Raw genomic sequence first — 18800 nt, 5'->3', positions numbered from 1 at the left:
CAGGACTTACGCAAAACAGAACGGAAGTAGGGGTAATTCATGTAGCTTGCTTCCCGAAGGGTATTACCCCTACGCAAGAATCAGGTTTTGAGTTCAATCTTGCGTAAGTCCTAATGTAGTGATGTAGGTTGGGTTAAGCGATAGTGTAACCCAACACAAATTTTAATAATTATGTTTAATACAGCAGATTGCAGATCAATGAGGCTTCCGTGAGCGTCAGCCGATAGCTTGCGTGGCGTAGCCATACGGTACAGAATCTAAATTCAAACCTATACACAAAGCCAGTTTTACTCCTGACTCCTGACTCCTGCTGTAATGTTGGGTTTCCTTGCATCAACCCAACCTACACCTATATTTTCTGTACTAACCACCCCAACTGAGTGTTAAAGGGCGCTGTGCTACAACCTTAGTATAAAGTTCTTCCAGCCGAGTAATATTATCATTTATAGTATAGCGTTCTAAGACCCGCTTTCTCGCTTTTTGTCCCAGCAATATTGTTAATTCTGGATGATCTTGGAACAGAGGCAAAAGGGTTTTGAGTTGCGATCGCACCGACCTGGTACTAATAACTACACCAGCGCCTTTTTCCAATACTTCCCCATCTGCACCGACATCAGTAGCTAAACAAGCCAAACCACAGGACATTGCTTCTAACAAAGACAGAGAAAGACCTTCTACTAAAGAAGGTAAAATAAATACATCTGCACCCCGTAAAATTTCTATGCGGCGTTCTTCACTGGCCACAAACCCTAGCCAGATAATCCCATATTCAGACCCATAAAATGGTTCTAAAGATGCTCTCAACGGACCATCACCAACTATCAGTAGCTTGCTATTAACATCCATATCTGACTGTTTCCAAGCCCGTAATAGAGATTCTACATTTTTTTCGGGAGCAATACGGCCTTGGTAAACAAACAAACGTTCTGCATTAAATTCTTTTTTGATATCAGAAACACCAGGAGAGTATTTAACAATATCAACACCGTTAGGAATAACAGCTATTTTTTCTTCCCTGACTCCCATTTTTGCTAATAATTCTCTTTGAATTTGGGAAAAGACAATTACCCGATCATAGTGATCTAAAAAAGGTGCGTATAACTGATAAGCCAAAAGTTGCGTACCAGAGATTAATTTTGCCCCTTTACCAGCAAAGGGAGTGTGGAAAGTCGCAATTAGGGGTAAATTTAATTCTTGACAAATTTCTGGTAAAACGAAATCCAGAGTTGATAGAGTCAAAGAAGCATGAACTATATCCGGTTTAATTTCCCGCAGCGATTCGGTTAAAACCTTAGTTGCTTTGAAAGTGGGAATAGTGTAAACCTGGGATTTATAAATAAAAGGTAAGGAAACTTCTTTAAAATTAGGCCAATTATTTGGTTCAGATTCCTCCTGAGCAAAGTGGAGAAAACTTACATCATGTCCCCTGTCTAATAATCCGTTTGTAATTTCTCGACTGTAGGTAACATTACCGCAAAATGGTGATTTTTTTCCAATCCAGGCTATACGCATTATTTAATTAACTGTGAAGAAAATCAGGTTTAAATTATTTGGTTTTTATAGTTAGCTGTTTTTATCCTGTTATACTTGCTGATTTTTGCTCATCATCCATAATTACCATATCCTCATCAAAGAGCCTAGTTATAACCCAAGCAAACTAGTAAATTTATGGCTTTATTTATGTTGCTTGTAAGTTGTTAATTAACTAAGTTAATCACAACTTAATCAAGTGTTTGCTTTATCGCCAGCAAGTATTCCCTGAATTTTGGCTGGCTTAAGTTTAGCACGAAAACCACTGGTTTTATTAACTTTTTGATGATTTTCAACCTGATAACTAGGCACGGGAATTATACCAGGTGAATATACCTCCCAAAAAGACCATAACAGCCAAGGACAAAAACACTGACTGTAAGCCAATAAAGGTTTCAGCTACACCTGCTAATGCCAGGGGTAGGGAAAGGGCGATATTAATCACATTATTTTGCAACCCAAACACTTTGCCGCGCATTTCTGGGGGTGTTTCGGTTTGGATAGCAGTTTGCATGGGGATACCCACCAAAGCGCCAAAGACACCTAATAAGGTTAAAAACAGCAGTACTGCCCATAGCTGGGTTGTGAAGATTGAAAGACCGACTAAAGATACTGCCATGCCCAGACAACCCCACAGACTAAGTTGCCTATAGGAAAAGCGTTGACCAAATTGACCGAGAATTGTCGCTCCACCTGCGATACCAACACCACCGGATGCAAGTAAAAAGCCAAATTGGGAAGCTTTCAAATTAGGGATAATTTCTGCCATGCGAACCGCGAGAACAGTTAAAGCAGCAAAGACAGAAAATAGGATAATTAGTTGTAACAGAGCATTGCGGACGCGATGATTTTCTTTGAGGTAAAGCAAACCGTCGCGCAGGTCAGAAAAAACGTGAGGAAATTCTGTTTCTGGGGGGTGTGGTTTTTCGTTAGTTTGGAGTAGGAATAAAATAATGCCGGCGATCGCATAACTACCTCCTACCAAAATTTCTTTACCCAGTCCCCCACTACCACCAAATTTTGCCCATATTGCATCTGCTAATACTAAAACTGGTTCTCCAACAGCAAAACCGACAATCACCGAGGCCATCATCGTAGTTGTGTACAGGGAATTAGCAGAAAGTAAATGTTTTTCTTCCACCACCAAAGGAATAGTCGCTTGTTCCGCTGGTGCAAAAAACTGTGTCAGTGTGGAAACCAAAAAAGTCACAGCCAAAATCATCAAAAAACCCACCGGCAAAACTCCCACAGGTTGCCAATCATGGGTTAACCAAAGTAAGAAAGGAATAGTCAAAACCAGAATACCGCGCCAGAGATTCGATGCCACCAGCACAACTTTTTTTGACCAGCGGTCTACAAAAACACCAGCAACAGAACCAAAAAGCACAGCCGGAATGGTAAAAATCATCATTAACGCCGACACCCAACCACTAATGCTTTGATCGCTCTGTTGAAACTCGCTGTTAATCAAAGCAATCATTAGCACAAGATATACTTTATCAGCCAGTTGACAAAAAACCTGACCAGCCCAAAGAGCTAGGAAATTCGGGTTTTTTAATACCGGAAAAAACCCTTGTTTTTCTACATCGCTGGATACATTTTCTCCACCTGAACCAGAGCCATTTAATGGAAACGTTTCTGTTGAAGGTGCTACTGGCAAAATATTTTGAGTGTTATGAGCTTTGCCATTTAGTTCTGTAGTTTTTACTGGGCTGCCAGAGGTTGCTTGTGATGGTTGAGGAATATCTGTTGCGGAAATTTTTTCCCTTATCCCTTTTTTATCATCAGAACCATCTTGGAGAGACATTTCTTGATGATTAATTTGAGCGGGCTTCAGATGGGAAACAGAATTTAAATGATTCTGTGTTTTAGTTTCTGATACCCTATTCTTGTTTTTAGTTTGGCTAGGTGATAAAGGCTGGTTTTTTCTATCCAAATCAGACGATTGCATCATGGTTGGGGGCAAAATAAGAATCAATCAACGTGGCAGAGCGAATCGGGCGACCAAGGTGGTACTGAGCGTACTGGCGCAAAATCTGCTCAACAGATAACCAGCCATAATCTGAGGCTGCATCTATTTGCATTATCTCTGGTTGGGACAAATGTTGGAGCATATCTAGTTCTTTTGCACCCAGACGACTGGAAATTTTTGGTATGTCTTGGTGATGGACAACTGTTTGATAGCGAAGATTGGGGACTGGGGACTGGGAACTGGGGACTGGGGAATTTTCTTCCTTTCTTCGTTTTTCCCTTTCTTTTATTAACTGTTCCCATGCTTGTAAGCAAATTGTTCCCCCAGCAGGAATGCTAAATCCTACTTGCCAGTTGGGGTTTTTCAAGTCTGGAGTTAGCGGACGCTCGGTTAGGCAACAAAATTGGACTTGAGGCGCTAGTCCTCCTAAAGCTAAGAGGTGAAAGACTCCATGTGCCAAATGTGCGACAACATCCAATCCCTGACTTTTAGGTAAGGCTTCTAGGCGCTGGAGATGTTCATTGATTACCTCATAAAGTTCTTCTTGGGGATGTTCGCTTAAAGCTTGACACAGGACTATTTCGGCTAAATATTGACTAGCAGCTAATTTTCCCAAATCTTTAGTTAGACCTGGGTAAGTTTTTATAGTTTCAGCTTGAGTAATTCTATCGAGGGTTGGTGTAGATGGCTGTGAGGATCTGCCTTGGGAAATGAGTAATTCATTAACTACGAACATCCCACTTCTACCACCCAAGCTGGAGTTATGTTTACGCGCCCCAGGAGCGATCGCCCGAATCAAACCGAATTCCTGAGTTAAAATTGTTACTATCTTGTCTGACTCTCCCAATGGTTGGGTTTTAAGATTAATGCCAGTTGCTTTGTAAGTTCTACTCATTAGTTATTCGTCATTAGTTATTAGTCATCAGTTATTTAGTCAATGGTCAGTGACAAAACAACTGACACAAAACAAATGACAAATGACTATTCAGGTTTTTCCGGGTTATTGCGTTGACGGAGCAATTCTATGCCGCGAGATGTTCCTAACCTAGTAGCACCAGCCATGATTAAATCTAAGGCTTCATTGTGGGTGCGTATCCCTCCTGATGCTTTAATTCCCACCCTTTCCCGTGCAATTTCCTTTAATAAGGACACATCCGCTACAGTAGCGCCACCATTCCAACCTGTGCTGGTTTTTAAGAATGCTGCACCTGCATCCATAGCTAGTTCCGCAGCTATTCTTTTCTCTGGGTCTGTCAGTAGGCTAGTTTCTAAAATCACCTTGACACATTGCCCAGCTACTTCACAAATTGTAGCAATTTCCCGGTGAACTTCCTCTGTTTTTCCAGCTTTTAACCACCCGACGTTAATCATCACATCTAACTCTGAAGCGCCATTTTCCAACGCTTCTTGAGCTTCATAAAACTTAACGGTTGAGGTCGTGCCACCAGTGGGAAAACCAATAACAGTACAGACTTTGGGGTTTTTGTTGTGGAGGAGTTCAACCGCTTGCTTGACATAACAGGGATGCACACAAACCGTTGCAAAATTAAACCTGTATGCTTCATCACACCATTTTTCAACCTGCTCTGGAGTAGTAGTTGGTAACAGCAGAGAGTGATCTATAAATGGCGCAATATCAATGTTTGGATAGTCTGCTGCCATCGTTTATTATACCAGTGATAGATTATTAATCTTTATGAAAAAGTAAGACGTTTCTTATATATTAAATCATATATGGGAGAATTTATAGATCCCCGACTTCTTCAAGAAGTCGGGGATCTAGTCTTTTGTTAGTCTTTTGTTGGTATCAAAAAAATCGAGTATAATTTGAGCTAATGCTTTTGCGGCTAAGTAGGGAACACCATTACCCACCGTTTTAAACATATGCGTAAGTGTCATATTTTCTGGAAGTGAAAAATTAGCGGGTAAAGATTGAATAGCTAAAGCTTCTGCGACAGAAATACGTCGAATTTTGTAGGGATGTAAATGTACTTCGTTATTTCCATAACAAGCGGTAGGAGAATAACGCCATCTGTGAAGACGTTTAAATGATTTTTTGGAATCATCTCCTTCATCAATAGTAGCAAATTTAATGATACCTGATCTGGGTTGAAAATAATGTTTTGCGTTGGGATGGTTTAGCACATCATTTTTTCTAAACCAATATTCAACAGTTAATTCTTGAGGAATGTTATCAGGACAAAGAATTATAGAATCTTCTTTAAATGTTTCGCATTTATTCCAAGGATAAGCAAATACTTTATTTTGAGGATGTTTAATATATTTTTCCCAAGGAAAGGTAAATTCATCTTTTATTCCTATATCTTTGAGGAAATTATTTCTAAAGCCAATTAAAATAATTCTATCTCTATCTTGAGGTACACCATATTCAATAGAATTAATTAACCGTTCCGTTAAAATATAACCTATTTGTTGTAGTTTAATTTTTAAAGATTCATAAAATAAACGATGTTTTTTAGTTCTCCATAAACCCTTCACATTTTCAAATAAAAAGAAATCAGGTAAGTTTTGACAAATCAATTCAATATAAGAAGCTGATAATTTACCATTATCGCCTAAATGTCCTTTGTTTTTGCCACCGATAGAAAAATCAGGACAAGGTGGACCACCAATAAAGCCAATTATATTATTTGATTTACGGGAATCTTTGACTAATTCATTTAGTCGTTGTGCTGGTGTCCCTGCTATTAATTTGCTTACGTCTGCGTCTTCTCCTTGATGATATCCATATTCAGGAGATGGGAGTTTGAGAAGTTCCCGTGAATAGCGATATGCGGACATGAATGGGGGGAAGATTTCGTTAACGTAAGCGATTTTATAGCCTGTGGTTTCAAAGCCTAAGTCAAGAAAACCTGAACCGGAGAAGAAGGAGAAGATGGAAATAGTGTCATTCATTAATAACCTAGTCTACTAATTATTCAGAAAAATCAGTTAATCCATATTGCAGTGATTCAAAACGTTTAATTATTTTATCAAAAGCTTCATCCCAGTCATCTGAATTTTTAGGAACGAATGGCGGAATATAGTTATTTTGGCGATTTAGAATTAGCGTTATAATTTCGTTAATCTTGTTAAGAGTTTCAGGTTTGAATTTATTTTTAATATTTCTGCCTATAAAAATAATAGCCGCTTCATCTACTTCAAATCTTCCTTCTATGATTTTGTCGATAAATTCATCATAAACACGCTGTGCATCCTCTTCATTAGCCGACTTTAGCAATACTGTTATGATATCTTCTAAATCTTTATTTTCTCTTCTCTCATTCCAAGCTAATATTTTCAAAGCGATAAAAGCATCAATATCAGCTACCCGAATTTCTACATTGTCAATTATTATAATCTCTGTATTTACAAAAGCTTCTTCTAATCCTAAAATGCTCATTTGATTACCATCAGGCCAGTTAATTTCCTGTTTTGGTTTACCGATATCCCCAAAAGGAATAATATCAACTTCTAGTTGAGTTTCGATATGTATAAATTTGTGAGGAATTCTGGTTGTTTTAAATAGAGGATTTTCTCCAGTCGTCATTGTGGTTATTAGTAGATAATATCTATCCCAATTATCCAATTTTACCGCCACATCCCAATCATTTGTGGCTCGTCCTTGAACTTTATATTGACTATCAAAGATTAACAGTCTTGCTTGAGCGCCTATCAAAAGCATAGGAACTTCTAATGAATCAATGATAGATTTAAAATCTCTGAGAAATTTTTTAGTTTCTGAGTCAAGTTGGGGATGTGATTTGCTCATATTATACGGTTTCGGCTATTTTTTGTCTGATGAGAATATATTTTTCATAGAGACGTTTAGCTGTTTCTTTTAGTCTTTCATCTGGATATAAACACAATTCTGCATGAATAAGTAACGGGTCTGCTACAGGTTCAGATGAGTCATATTTAGGTTGATTGTTATTCCCAAATTGCTTAAAAATGATAATATTACCCTTGGGATCTGGTTTGAGACGGAACATAGTTGTTATCACACGATAATTATATTCTTCAGGAATATGAATAGTCATGCTGATAGGTTTTAAATAACCTGTGAGAATTGCAGCGCCTAATTCTCCTCCAATTATAATTTCTTGATTTTGGGCTATTTCTAGTATTTGTTTCGATATATCGTTAAAATCTATATTTATATTTTCTCTATGGCTAAATGTCCCTATTAAAAGTTCTGGACGCAAATTTTCTATATACCCCATTTCCCATCTTTCTAAAAGTTTTGTGTAATTTTCAATTCTATATCTTCCATTTCGTTGACGCTGCAAATAATTCAGTTGATACAAAGTTTCGAGACTGCGTTTTACAGTTTGAAAGTCAACACCTGCAACGTTTGATAGTTTTACAGTCTGAGAGTCAACACCTGCAACGTGTGATATTACTTCAAAATTAGGATATTGTAAAATAATTGGATCTTGAAGTATAGCATAAGCAACTTTTAGGGTGCTGGTAGTAATTTTATGAGCAGATAGTGATTTTTTGTTTTGTGTTGAACTACCTCTAACTAAAATATATAGTGATGAATTGTTAAGGTAAATATTACCTGTAGTGTCAATAAATTCAATATTGTTTTCTAGCAAAAAATCCACAACTGCATCAGAAAGTGTGTCTGTAATTAGCAATGTTCTCTGATCATTATTAAGTTTTTGCTTCAAATGATTGATATAATTAATGTTTGAATCAACAGTGTTTAAAGTAATGGGAGCTTTAATTTCGACAATATATTTGACCTGGCTGTGAGGCGTATAAATAGTTAATAATCCATCTGCAAGAGTATTTTCTAAAAAAGGTTCTATAGTTGTTGTTGTCTCTATCTGGGGTAATTCTTCCAGCTTTTGTATACATTTTTGTAGCCAAGGATGCTTAGGTTGCATAGGACATTTAAAATATTGTTTAATTAGAGTATTTAATAATCTGAATCCTACAGCAATTTGAAAAAATGTTTAACTTACAACGAATATTTACTGGATTTGTCTTAAAATCGCTATATATAATATACCAAATTACTCATTTATTTGTCGAGATTAAATATTGTTTCCGCAAACGCGCAGCACTGACAAAATCTCAGGAAATTCTCGATTGGGTTAAAACTCAAAATATACCTTTAGACACCAGCGAAGCCTTGAAATTACCTGATCATTTACTTGGTATTACTCATGATGACTTAGTTCAAGTCCTCCATACATCAGAGGATAGATATTATATAGCAATCATGATAAATTATAGCTCAGGTATAACAGGTACGACACACAAAGTTAAAGGTATATTTGTTTGTGATGCACCTTTAGCACCCAGATATTTGACCAAAATTCCTAATGTTTGTCACCGGATAAATATATTAGGAGAATATCAAAAACCTTACAAAGTCGCCTGGGCTTTTACAAATCTTGAAGTTGAAAAACAATACAATGATTGTTTATTTGCAGTTTATCGTCAGTTAAACTAATTATTTTATAACTTTCTGAATAGATGCGCGAATTTATCCAAAAATATATTATTACTTGATAGGTATCTCTAAAGATAACCTATCGAGTATTGTCTTCATTAATTGCCTTCTTCAGCAAGTGCTTCTAAATGAAAAGCAAGGTTATTGAGTGCAAACTGAATTTCTGTACTGTGAGGAATACTTCTCCATTTGGGGGTTGTTGCATGGTCTAATGCGGTTGTATCTATATATCGCGCAAAAACGATCAATTTTTCTGAATCTGTTACCGCTGTAGCTAAATTGTCCAAAAATTCTTGAGGTGTCATGAGTGTGCAAATAGTGTAAACATCTGAGAAAATTAGAGATGTTATGATAATAACTGCTACAATTTTATTAATATGTTCAAAATTGCCTTAATTTTGTCAAATTTAAAAATAAAACCCGCTTTTTATTTAGGAATTACTCCAGTGAAAGCGGGTTGCAAATTTATGATTTGGTGCAAAACTATCCAACAACTCCAACTGGTTTTGCTTCCGGTAACAACCGTTTCACACCTTGCTTAACAAAAGCTTCCAAAACAGCCAATTTTTGATTTTGCTGGAATACTGTTTGTAGAACTTGGCGTAATTTTTCCAGGTTCAAACCATTTCCTGTTTCTAATGCTATTTCTTGCTGTTCAAAATACTCAACTAAACTTAAACCAGCAAGTCTGGTTAAATAAGCAGCACTCACTCCTTCCACCATTCCCCCAGCAACGAAGGTGACAGCGTTAGTTTTGAGAATACCAGTAACAGCCCGTGTAGATAATTCTACTAAACCTAATTTCAACATTAAGCTTCCCATTGTTCCGGCTACTTGTTGTGCCTGTTCTAAGGAAATTTTTTGTTGATAAATATTACCTAAATCCATTACCATTTGGGCATTAATGGCCGCAGTTGCTAAAATATCCAAAGCGGGAATTGGGTTAGCAAAAGCAGCAGCAGCAGCTATCCACTGATTTTGTTCTATGATGGGTGTAGAGCGATCGCGCCTGATGCTATTTAAACAATTTTTCGCTTCAGCTTTGAGTAACAGCACTTTTCGCATCGTTGTTGTACAAACTAGCTGCTGTCCTTGCTGTGCTAAAACTTCTTCTAACTGCTGTGTCAACTGTTGAACATCTGGTTTTGGTTGTTCCATCCATTCTTGCACAGTACCATCAGGTTCATGTTTTCTCACTTTCACCGGTAAGGGAGAAGCTGAAGTTGCGACTACATTACCTGAGATTCGCTGTTTTAAAGATTGTAAAATTGTCCCACGTTCATCTAGTTGATACTGGTCTTGTTTGTTGAAAACCAGCAATGTTGATTGTTTTTCTGCTTTTAGTTGTTGCAAAACTTGAAATTCTGAATCTGTCAAATCTCCATTGGTAAGAAATAAGACAAAATCAAATTTTTGCAGTTCTGATAATGCGACTGCATCAGAATTTTCACTCAGTCCTGCAAATAAAGGTGCTGTTTCTGTATATTGTAGAGACGTTGTAGATAAAGTTTCTACATTCTTGAGAATTTGAATAACCGTACTTTTACCTACCGATTTTCCACCAGTAACAGCAACTTGAATTTCTCGTCTATCTAACTCTAAGGTTAACTTAGCAAGTTGTTCTCGTAGGGTTGTTAAGTTTGGATGGTTGACTGCTTCTTGTGCCAGTTGGTTAATGACAACCTCAGTTTTATTTATTGCACTTTCTACAGATGCCCTATCTACAACTATATTATCTAGCTGTTCACCCCATTGGGGGCGATTTTTCTGCAATAACCAGAAACCCCCACCAACAGCTAAAGCACTCAACAGGGCAAACTCTCCTACCTGTACTATTGAATCATGCCAGCTGTCTAACATCCACAGGGAGAAGGACAAACCTAGTCCTCCCACCAATATTGGTTTATGTAACTTCACAATTTTCAGTCTCCGCGCTTGTGATGGCTTCATCTTCAGAATAGATCAAAACCTGCTTGTTTGAGTTAGACAAATGAACAGATTTAACTATAAAATACAATCATAGACTGGATAAATAAATATTCACTTGTTTATAGTTTGAGGTTAATACAGATGACACAGGAATTAATCGACCTCAGAAATAGCATTGTAGAAGGACGTTATACAGATGCTTTGGCAATTGTGGATGAACTAGAGGGAATGAGTAAAAAGGCTATTTTGCGACAGATTAAATCTTTTTTAAAGATTCTGCTCATACATTTAATTAAGAATCAAATAGAACAGCGATTAACAAATTCTTGGGCTGCTTCTATTCGTTATGCAATTTTAGAGATTCAAGATGTGAATCTCAAAGATAATAAAAAATTTTATTACGTCAATCAAGATGAATGGCAAATTTACCTAGAAGATGAAATGACACCAGCAATAGCAGATGCAAGTTTAGAGGTTTTGAATGGTAAATTAAAACGAAAAGAAATTTCGCAGATGTTAAATAAACCCCAATTAATATTAAATGTATCTGAATTATTAACGATGACCTATAACTATACAAATAGAGAATTGCCAGATGTTATAGATGATTATCTTACTCAATTACCAGGGGGTGAAGATTGGAGTAATAGCTAGAATTGTTGCCTAATTCCAAATTAGTAAAATCTGTAATTTTATCAACAATCAAATTAGCAATTGTCACTATATTTTGACCTTTATTGTTAACAAACATCACAAAATTGTGCTAAATTAGAACAGGTAAGATACCTGTTCTCCAACAAAATTAATCCGACTTTTTCCCTAGTTGACGTTGCAATTGTTTGAGCGATTGATATATATCTGGTAGACGGCTATAAACAGCAGATACTTTCAGGTATAATTTATGTGGTAAAGCTGGAGAGCCAGAAACTATTTCTCCGGGTGCAATATCACTGTGAATACCTGCTTGAGCAGATGCGATCGCACCATCTCCGATTTTGACCTGATTCGCTATTCCGCTTTGTCCGGCTAAAATGACTCGGTTTCCTAATTTCACACCTCCGGCCATTCCCGCTTGTCCAGCGATAGCACAACCTGCACCAATTTGACACCCATGTCCTATCTGCACTAAGTTGTCTATTTTCGTATTTTTGCCAATGCGGGTTTCTCCTACTGCGGGACGGTCTACTGCACTGTTACAACCTATTTCTACGCCGTCTTCTAAGACGGTATAACCAGACTGTTCCATTTTTAGCCAACCTGTCCGGGTAGGTACAAACCCAAAACCTTCTGCACCGATGACAGCACCGCTATGAATTACGCAATCTGCACCGATTTGGGTACGTTCATGGATGCTACAGTTAGCGTGTAAGATGGTGCGATCGCCTATTGTTGCATCTGGATAAATAACGACATTGGGATGAACAATTACACCATGACCAATTTCAGCACCTTGAGAAATGACAACATGAGCGCCCATATAAACATCATTACCGATTTTGGCGGTGGGGTGAATAACTGCGGTGGGATGAATTTCTGGGGTTGGTTGATATGGTTGGTAAAAAAGAGCGATCGCTTGAGCAAATAATAAGCGTGGTTCTGGGGTTGCTAACCAGGCTATACCCCTTTCTGTGGCTTGCTGATGCAATTTTTCATTTAGGGGTAAAATTAAAGCACTAGCGTCTGTAGAATTGATGAAAGAGGCAAATTTTCCTCCTTCTACATAGCTGATAGTACCGTTTGTAGCTTCATCTATAGCTGCAACTCCGGTAATTTCTGGGTTTAGTTCTGGGTTAGAGGTGAGACTGTGATCGTTAACTAAATCACTGAAATGATGAATAATTTTACTTAATAGCATTAAGATTTATCTCCAAACTACTTTATCCAATGTCCACTTTTTCAAAACTTAACTTTTATTGTATTCATAATCCTTAAAACTCATTTATCTTTCCCCATAAAATAGAAATAATGGCTTCTTCTTTAATGTTCCCTAAATTTGCATTTCTAAATCCATCCTGAGAATAAAATAATTTAAGAAATTAGTTATGAAAAGGGGATCTTCGGTACTTGTTATGCTAAATTACCAGTCGGTAAGAGGGAACAGGGAACTCTTAACAGGGAACAAGGGAAAGAGAGAATATTTTGCCATAATATTCAAAAATATGGCTTATTTCTTATACGTAGCAAGCTTTATAAGATTTTTTTTTCAGATTTTGCATATTATGTACTCAAGAGCCTGAAAAGGAAGTATCAAATATGGCTGATAGACTCCTGAAAACAGTAGTGGTCAGTAGTAAAATCATCTTGGTGCATAGGTTTTTCACTCTTTATTTTTACTGCTAGCAGCCTGGAATACGCTGTATAATCAAGACCTGTGCAAAATTGTTATCAAACTCTTGCAAACTATGTTTGATCATCAAGAGGAATGGGGTAAACGCATGGGTGCTTGGTCAAAAGCCCGTGCGATCGCATTCCAGACCAATTTGCGGTTGCCGTTAACATCTAAAGGCAGGGGTCTTAATGAGAATGGTAATGAGAGACGTTCTCCAGAGGAGTTGTCCTCTGCCAGCCAAGTATAGCGATCGCTCAGTCCCCAAGTGAGAACGCCAATTACTGCTTTTTCCTGCAATGCAGCTGAGAGATAATCTTCATAGGCTGCCGCTACGATGCGATCACGCTTACTGATATTTTTAGGTAAGTCTTTATCTAATACATCTAATTCTGTGATTATTATTTTGAGACCAAGTGATGCTACATCACGCAGAAAAGACCTGAATTTTCGGGGGTTGAATAAGAAGTTACCAGCACCATTTAAGTGACCTTGTATACCCAGAGCGTGTATGGGCGTACCTTTTGATTTTAAACCTTCTAATAGTTTCAAAACAGCACTTCTCTTGGCTTTGTCATCCCTAGAATCGTAATCTAAACCATATTCATTATATACCAACAAAGCTTTTGGATCGGCTGCTGCTGCTGCCCGAAAAGCGAAATCCAGATAATCAGGACCCATAAGTTGCAACCAGGGGGTTTGACGCAAACCGTCAGAACGTCCATCCTTAACATTAATTGCCTCGTTAACTACATCCCAGGAGTGTATTTTTCCAGCATAACGTCCAACTACTGTATTAATATGTTGCTGCAAAATTTGTTCAACATTGCTGCCATTGACCTCTTCCTGAAACCATGCTGGTAAGTTTTGGTGCCAAACTAAAGTATGGCCTCGTAACAACATATCGTGAGATTTTGCAAACTTAGCTAAACGATCAGCATAAGTAAAGTCAAATGTGGATATATTGGGGCGCAAACTTGTCCATTTTTGGTCCCATTCCGGGACTAATATGCCACACTCTTGAATAAAATTAGCTATAAACGTTTGATCAGACGATAGAGGATTATTTCTAGCTGCTGATCCATAAAATAAACCTTTATCTGCGGCGCGTTCTTTTAATGAAGCTGTACCAATAACTGTAAACTTTCTATTTGGATTATCCAGGGAGCTGATTTGTTTGCTCCAAGATTTAGCTCGACCTAATGCTAAAGTTCCTATTCCAGCTAAACTTCCTAGCCCTAATTGTAAAATTTGTCTTCGGTTGAGTAGTATTTTTTTTGTCATTTGCAATCTTCTGCCGCCATTTTTATTAGTAAAATTGCGTATATTTTAGTGTCATTCCAGACATTTATCTCATCAAATTTTCTTATGTACTTGATTGTTGAATATATCAGCTACCTGATCAGCCATTGACTGCCAAGAATACTGATTTTGAATTAATAAATAAGCTGTATCTGCTAGAGGCTGATATTTTGGTAAATTTGCAGATGCTTCTTGGACAGTGTGAGCGAATTCTTCCACAGCGTAACCCGTAACTATAAGATGTTCCTGGTGGCGAAATTCTTCTAAACCTCTCATCCCTTCGGGTGTTGATATAACTAATTTTTTTAGTGCTAAAAAATCTAGTGCTTTATTACGCGCACCACCAGCAACCGCAGTTTCAGGAAATGGCAATAAGCAAATATCGGCGTGAGCTAAATGAGCAATAAAATCGCTGCGACTTTGCAAAAAGCCAATAAAAGTAATATTTGCAGGTAAAGATGATTTTAAATCTTCTGCATTTCTGCCAATGACAACAAAATGAATCTCTTGCATCTCATCTTGCAGATGTCTAGCAACTTCTATTGTCATATCAACTGACATATCATTACTAGGAAATTGATATGTTTTGGGAGCAATTACAACGGCAATTTTTGCAGGACGCAAATGCTGATAGGGATCTGGGGTAGAAACAAATGGAGCTTGCAATAAATCTTCAGAAACTCCATTTCCCACACTATAAATCTTGCTTGATCTAGTGGGATACCATTGCGGAATCATTTGCACAGTTCCAGCACTCGCGGCAATGACAGAACAATTTGCGAATAACAGTATTCCTTGAGCAATGTAGGTTTTAATAAATTGCTTAAATTCTTGAAATTTATTAGTAGTAGAAGAAAGGCGAGTCCAGTATTCAAAAGCAGAAAGAGTATGAAAATCAAACACCAAATGGCATTTTTTGTATCTGCTCAGGGTGACAGCAATTAAAGCTGCTAATCCTGGTAATGTCTCTTGGGCGTAGATAATATCTGGACTAAATTCAGTGATGTATTTTTGTACTGCCCGTACATAAGCCAATAAACTTCTAGAACCGACAGACACAGATTTTGCGTAATCAACCCTGGCACAATTTAATCCCATCTGACATAAATCAAAGTGTTTAGCTAGATACTGTCCGAGATAAAAAGGTCTAGTGAATGCTCCAAATGGTTGGTCAGAATCGAGAGTAGAGACAATTAGTAACCGCATATTCAATAAATTATTGTTTGTCAGGTATGCAGTTAATTAGTTTTAAACTGCTTAATCAACATTTCCTGTAAGAATAGTTTGAGGATAAACCAAGGTTCGAGTAGATAGCGTTTCCACAGCCTTTTCGGTTCACTCAACAAGCGGTATAGCCACTCAAATCCCAACCGCCCCATCCAACGGGGAGGAGTAGGTATTGCACCGGCTACGTAGTCTATACAAGCACCGCTAGGAAGAATAACGTTGGCACAAATCTGTTCTAGGTTATCGAGAATCCAGTTTTCCTGCCGGGGCATACCCATACCTACCATCAATATGTGTGGTTGATAAGCCTTAATTTTTGCTAAAACTTCCTGGTTTTCTTGGCTATCTGCACTAGGATTGATGTAGCCATGAGTGGTCATTATTTCTAAACCAGGAAACTTATTTCGGAGGATAGTAGCTCCTGTTTCAGCTACTCCTGGTTTCGATCCTAAATAAAAAATCCGCCATCCTTGTTGGCTGGCATCTGCCATGAGAGGCCATACCCAGTCTGCATAGGTAACTCTGTGTTCACGTTGTAAAGGCAGTCCAAGACGCTGCCCTAGTAGTACCAAGGCCATACCATCTATATGTGTGTAATCTGCTTTGGCATAAAAGTCCTGCATTTTGGGCTGGTGATGATATAGATATAGACTGTGTAAATTATGATTGGCAATTATCCACTTTTCATCCTGTTTGACCGCTGTCCCGATGAGCGAATTAAGTTCGGTAATAGTCAACGCCTGGGCGTGAATGCCTAAAAAATTGTATGATGTTTGATTCATAAGGTGACTGGGTTAAGTGGGAAACTCAGCAGCTTGGTAAAATTAATCCTCGGCAAAGGTGGCTGAGACTTGTAAATTTTTGTAGCCAATGATTGCTCTGATATACGGTAGAAACCAATAAAGATACCAAAAAGGGCCTGAATGTCTGCGGGTAAATATAGTCCATGCACGCACTGGAAACCCTTTGATTTGAGTTACTTTTTGCAGACGTTTATGGATGGGAAGTTTGGTATCTGCCCAACTGTCGCGGACTGAATTCTTGGAACAACTACCTATATATCCAGGTGCCGTCCAGACAGTGCAGCCCAATTTTTTTGCCCTGAGTCCGTAGTCAAGATCACCGAAAGTATGAATGAAGGCAGGGTCTAAATTACCGACTTTTTGAGCGACTGAATTGGGAATAAGTACGCAATTACCATACATTGTGTCGCACTGCTGTGGTTCTTCACCTGGTGCAACAAACTCGAATTTGTTTGAATACCAATGCTTTGAGCGCACTGCACCACCATAGGTTGCTGATCCTGTAATTGGATCTTGTGTGGAGCCGACAATGATCGTATCCCTATGACCCTGCTGTGCTAGATGATTGTGAATTTGCAGTAATTTATTAATGGCATCAGGAGTGAGCATTGTATCGTCATTCAACCATATGTAAAATTCGTATTCCTGTTTAAGTGCCTCCCCAAATGCCAATCGCATTCCTCCCCCCCAAAAAAGGTTGCCATTTCCTTGCAGTATATTGACTTCAGGATATGAATCTCGGACACTATTTGATGTGCCATCAGAACTGCCATCATCTACTAGATAAACGTCAACTTTCACATTTTGTTGGTACAGTTCTTGCAGACAAGCTAATGTTATTTCTTTTCTGTTATGGCAAGTCATAATTATGGCTAAATTGGACCTATTCATTTACTTGATATACTCCTCTAGATTTGAATAATTTTTTCTGATTTATTTTAGCTACCTATATAGCTGGCTGATTGTGACATAGCCGCCTATACCAAACAGCAGATGAAAAAGCTATATAGACATAAAGAATCCAAAAAATGTTATTTGGTGAAAGAATAGTAATAACTTCTACTTGATTTAAAATCATTTTTATAACAATAATTTGTAGCATCCAAAAGCTTTCTAATGTTTTAGTAGCTATAATTATTTTAATTACTCTATAACATAAACTTATTAAGTTAATAATAAACAGTCCTAGTCCTACAAAACCTAATTGCATAAATATATCTAAAAGACCATTGTGAGCATGAAAGGCTCCTGTTTTAGCCATAATACTTCCACCCCAAGTGTTATTGAGTACGTAAAGAGCATCATCTGATTTCCAAAATCCAGCATAACCATATCCAAAAAAAGGCCGCTCTAAACCTTTTTCTATAGTTAAAGTCCATATTGGAGTTCGCCCATTAAATTCCATATCTTTACCTAATAAATCTACTACTATAAATTCAAGATTAGGTAAAATTATAGCCATCACACTAATGCAAGCTATGCCAAAAATAATAAAAAGAATTATCCGTATTTTGGTGGATTGGGTGAGTATTTTGTATACAGGCAATAGGAATATAGCGGTTATTAATAGTATTAAAGATGTTCTGCTTTGAGATAATAAAATTAGCATTATACTAGAGCTAAGTCCCAGGCATGAAAACAACCGATTATATTTTTTGTCCAAGCTTCTAATCAAAAAAACCACTGATGATATTGCCATAACTCGACCTAGAAATTGCTTGAATGAATAAATGCCCCTCCAAGTAAGAAGACCATTAACAATCTCAGTACCAATAGATGGCATAGCTATCCCCAGAGTTATACTCATAATTATTGATATACTCATGCTCGAAGACAGCAAGCGAATCATTTCTACAGGTGAGTAGCGGGCGGCTAAGTAAGTAGCAAATAAAGTGTTACGTAATAAAGCTCTACTCTGAAGAGAGGTGATATCAATGGATTGAGACCATATATTTGATAACAAAGCAAGCATGACTAAAAACACCAAAGATACATCTTTGCTCAAAATATAAATAATACGCTTGCTTTGACTAATAACCAAAATTAAAACAATTGGATAAGTGAGTGCATTTAAGGCGGTTCCTACATTGCTAGGTATGTTGAGATTATCAGCAAACAAAAGTAATAAGACACCTATACTTACCTCTAAGCCTCTGAATAAATTCTGTAAAACCTTATTAATCAATTGTTTAGGACTCCTAATTGACTAAGAGGATGCTTCAAAAGTATTAGGTGAATATTACA

Annotated in this window: 17 protein-coding genes; 2 read left to right on the top strand and 15 right to left on the bottom strand. The window is 37.5% G+C overall.

What is annotated here, in order from left to right:
• Positions 1 to 363: 363 nt before the first annotated feature.
• The 7 genes from H6G06_RS21330 to H6G06_RS21300 all read right to left on the bottom strand — a co-directional run bounded on the left by H6G06_RS21330 (position 364) and on the right by H6G06_RS21300 (position 8397).
• Complete coding sequence (locus H6G06_RS21330) at positions 364 to 1512, bottom strand: glycosyltransferase family 4 protein (protein WP_190563795.1); 1149 nt, start codon at positions 1510 to 1512, stop codon at positions 364 to 366.
• Between the two features lie 322 nt (positions 1513 to 1834).
• On the bottom strand, positions 1835 to 3481 hold the full coding sequence (locus H6G06_RS21325; protein WP_190563954.1) for an MFS transporter: 1647 nt from the start codon (positions 3479 to 3481) through the stop codon (positions 1835 to 1837).
• Entirely contained in the window at positions 3468 to 4397 is a 930-nt protein-coding gene (gene recO, locus H6G06_RS21320) for a DNA repair protein RecO (protein WP_190563793.1), read from the bottom strand. The genes H6G06_RS21325 and recO overlap by 14 nt, the downstream gene beginning before the upstream one ends.
• An 86-nt stretch (positions 4398 to 4483) precedes the next feature.
• Positions 4484 to 5164 (bottom strand): deoxyribose-phosphate aldolase, encoded by a 681-nt coding sequence (deoC, locus tag H6G06_RS21315; protein WP_190563791.1) that lies wholly within the window; start codon positions 5162 to 5164, stop codon positions 4484 to 4486.
• Positions 5165 to 5281: 117 nt separating this feature from the next.
• Positions 5282 to 6418 carry a DNA cytosine methyltransferase gene (locus tag H6G06_RS21310; protein ID WP_190563789.1) on the bottom strand — a complete coding sequence of 379 codons (1137 nt, stop codon included), beginning with the start codon at positions 6416 to 6418 and terminating at the stop codon, positions 5282 to 5284.
• 19 nt (positions 6419 to 6437) lie between these two features.
• Positions 6438 to 7274, bottom strand: a complete 837-nt coding sequence (locus H6G06_RS21305; RefSeq protein ID WP_190563786.1) for a hypothetical protein — start codon at positions 7272 to 7274, stop codon at positions 6438 to 6440.
• A 1-nt stretch (position 7275) separates the two neighbouring features.
• Complete coding sequence (locus H6G06_RS21300; RefSeq protein WP_190563784.1) at positions 7276 to 8397, bottom strand: type IV toxin-antitoxin system AbiEi family antitoxin; 1122 nt, start codon at positions 8395 to 8397, stop codon at positions 7276 to 7278.
• A gap of 65 nt (positions 8398 to 8462) precedes the next feature.
• On the opposite strand from H6G06_RS21300, the gene H6G06_RS21295 reads away from it, so the two are divergent.
• Positions 8463 to 8969 (top strand): hypothetical protein, encoded by a 507-nt coding sequence (locus tag H6G06_RS21295; RefSeq protein WP_190563782.1) that lies wholly within the window; start codon positions 8463 to 8465, stop codon positions 8967 to 8969.
• 98 nt (positions 8970 to 9067) lie between these two features.
• Here the strand turns inward: H6G06_RS21295 and H6G06_RS21290 are convergent, their stop codons facing one another.
• Both H6G06_RS21290 and H6G06_RS21285 read right to left on the bottom strand, forming a co-directional pair.
• Positions 9068 to 9274, bottom strand: coding sequence for a hypothetical protein (locus H6G06_RS21290; protein WP_190563780.1), 207 nt, complete (start codon positions 9272 to 9274; stop codon positions 9068 to 9070).
• Positions 9275 to 9452: 178 nt separating this feature from the next.
• Complete coding sequence (locus H6G06_RS21285) at positions 9453 to 10919, bottom strand: YcjF family protein (RefSeq protein WP_242039806.1); 1467 nt, start codon at positions 10917 to 10919, stop codon at positions 9453 to 9455.
• 120 nt (positions 10920 to 11039) lie between these two features.
• Between H6G06_RS21285 and H6G06_RS21280 the strand changes: the two genes are divergently transcribed.
• Entirely contained in the window at positions 11040 to 11552 is a 513-nt protein-coding gene (locus tag H6G06_RS21280) for a DUF29 family protein (protein ID WP_190563778.1), read from the top strand.
• 148 nt (positions 11553 to 11700) lie between these two features.
• On the opposite strand, the gene lpxD is transcribed toward H6G06_RS21280, so the two are convergent.
• The 6 genes from lpxD to H6G06_RS21250 all read right to left on the bottom strand — a co-directional run bounded on the left by lpxD (position 11701) and on the right by H6G06_RS21250 (position 18741).
• Positions 11701 to 12753 (bottom strand): UDP-3-O-(3-hydroxymyristoyl)glucosamine N-acyltransferase, encoded by a 1053-nt coding sequence (lpxD, locus tag H6G06_RS21275; protein WP_190563776.1) that lies wholly within the window; start codon positions 12751 to 12753, stop codon positions 11701 to 11703.
• A gap of 558 nt (positions 12754 to 13311) precedes the next feature.
• Entirely contained in the window at positions 13312 to 14508 is a 1197-nt protein-coding gene (locus H6G06_RS21270) for an endo-1,4-beta-xylanase (RefSeq protein WP_190563774.1), read from the bottom strand.
• Between the two features lie 72 nt (positions 14509 to 14580).
• On the bottom strand, positions 14581 to 15738 hold the full coding sequence (locus H6G06_RS21265) for a glycosyltransferase family 4 protein (protein WP_190563772.1): 1158 nt from the start codon (positions 15736 to 15738) through the stop codon (positions 14581 to 14583).
• 26 nt (positions 15739 to 15764) lie between these two features.
• The gene (locus tag H6G06_RS21260) at positions 15765 to 16535 is read right to left on the bottom strand and encodes a WecB/TagA/CpsF family glycosyltransferase (protein ID WP_190563770.1); all 771 of its coding nucleotides are present in this window, start codon (positions 16533 to 16535) and stop codon (positions 15765 to 15767) included.
• Positions 16536 to 16577: 42 nt separating this feature from the next.
• Positions 16578 to 17447, bottom strand: coding sequence for a glycosyltransferase family 2 protein (locus H6G06_RS21255; RefSeq protein ID WP_190563768.1), 870 nt, complete (start codon positions 17445 to 17447; stop codon positions 16578 to 16580).
• Positions 17448 to 17502: 55 nt separating this feature from the next.
• Positions 17503 to 18741 (bottom strand): O-antigen ligase family protein, encoded by a 1239-nt coding sequence (locus H6G06_RS21250; protein ID WP_190563767.1) that lies wholly within the window; start codon positions 18739 to 18741, stop codon positions 17503 to 17505.
• Positions 18742 to 18800: the final 59 nt, after the last annotated feature.

This window comes from Anabaena sphaerica FACHB-251, assembly GCF_014696825.1.
GTDB lineage: Bacteria > Cyanobacteriota > Cyanobacteriia > Cyanobacteriales > Nostocaceae > RDYJ01.
The sequence above is the reverse complement of the archived record's forward strand: the minus strand, read 5'-3'. Positions and strand labels throughout refer to the sequence as shown.

Excerpts from the sequence above, each read along its gene's own strand:
- H6G06_RS21330 (WP_190563795.1), bottom strand. The coding sequence starts at position 1,512 with ATGCGTATAGCCTGGATTGGAAAAAAATCACCATTTTGCGGTAATGTT.
- H6G06_RS21325 (WP_190563954.1), bottom strand. The coding sequence starts at position 3,481 with ATGCAATCGTCTGATTTGGATAGAAAAAACCAGCCTTTATCACCTAGC.
- recO (WP_190563793.1), bottom strand. The coding sequence starts at position 4,397 with ATGAGTAGAACTTACAAAGCAACTGGCATTAATCTTAAAACCCAACCA.
- deoC (WP_190563791.1), bottom strand. The coding sequence starts at position 5,164 with ATGGCAGCAGACTATCCAAACATTGATATTGCGCCATTTATAGATCAC.
- H6G06_RS21310 (WP_190563789.1), bottom strand. The coding sequence starts at position 6,418 with ATGAATGACACTATTTCCATCTTCTCCTTCTTCTCCGGTTCAGGTTTT.
- H6G06_RS21305 (WP_190563786.1), bottom strand. The coding sequence starts at position 7,274 with ATGAGCAAATCACATCCCCAACTTGACTCAGAAACTAAAAAATTTCTC.
- H6G06_RS21300 (WP_190563784.1), bottom strand. The coding sequence starts at position 8,397 with ATGCAACCTAAGCATCCTTGGCTACAAAAATGTATACAAAAGCTGGAA.
- H6G06_RS21295 (WP_190563782.1), top strand. The coding sequence starts at position 8,463 with ATGTTTAACTTACAACGAATATTTACTGGATTTGTCTTAAAATCGCTA.
- H6G06_RS21290 (WP_190563780.1), bottom strand. The coding sequence starts at position 9,274 with ATGACACCTCAAGAATTTTTGGACAATTTAGCTACAGCGGTAACAGAT.
- H6G06_RS21285 (WP_242039806.1), bottom strand. The coding sequence starts at position 10,919 with ATGAAGCCATCACAAGCGCGGAGACTGAAAATTGTGAAGTTACATAAA.
- H6G06_RS21280 (WP_190563778.1), top strand. The coding sequence starts at position 11,040 with ATGACACAGGAATTAATCGACCTCAGAAATAGCATTGTAGAAGGACGT.
- lpxD (WP_190563776.1), bottom strand. The coding sequence starts at position 12,753 with ATGCTATTAAGTAAAATTATTCATCATTTCAGTGATTTAGTTAACGAT.
- H6G06_RS21270 (WP_190563774.1), bottom strand. The coding sequence starts at position 14,508 with ATGACAAAAAAAATACTACTCAACCGAAGACAAATTTTACAATTAGGG.
- H6G06_RS21260 (WP_190563770.1), bottom strand. The coding sequence starts at position 16,535 with ATGAATCAAACATCATACAATTTTTTAGGCATTCACGCCCAGGCGTTG.
- H6G06_RS21255 (WP_190563768.1), bottom strand. The coding sequence starts at position 17,447 with ATGAATAGGTCCAATTTAGCCATAATTATGACTTGCCATAACAGAAAA.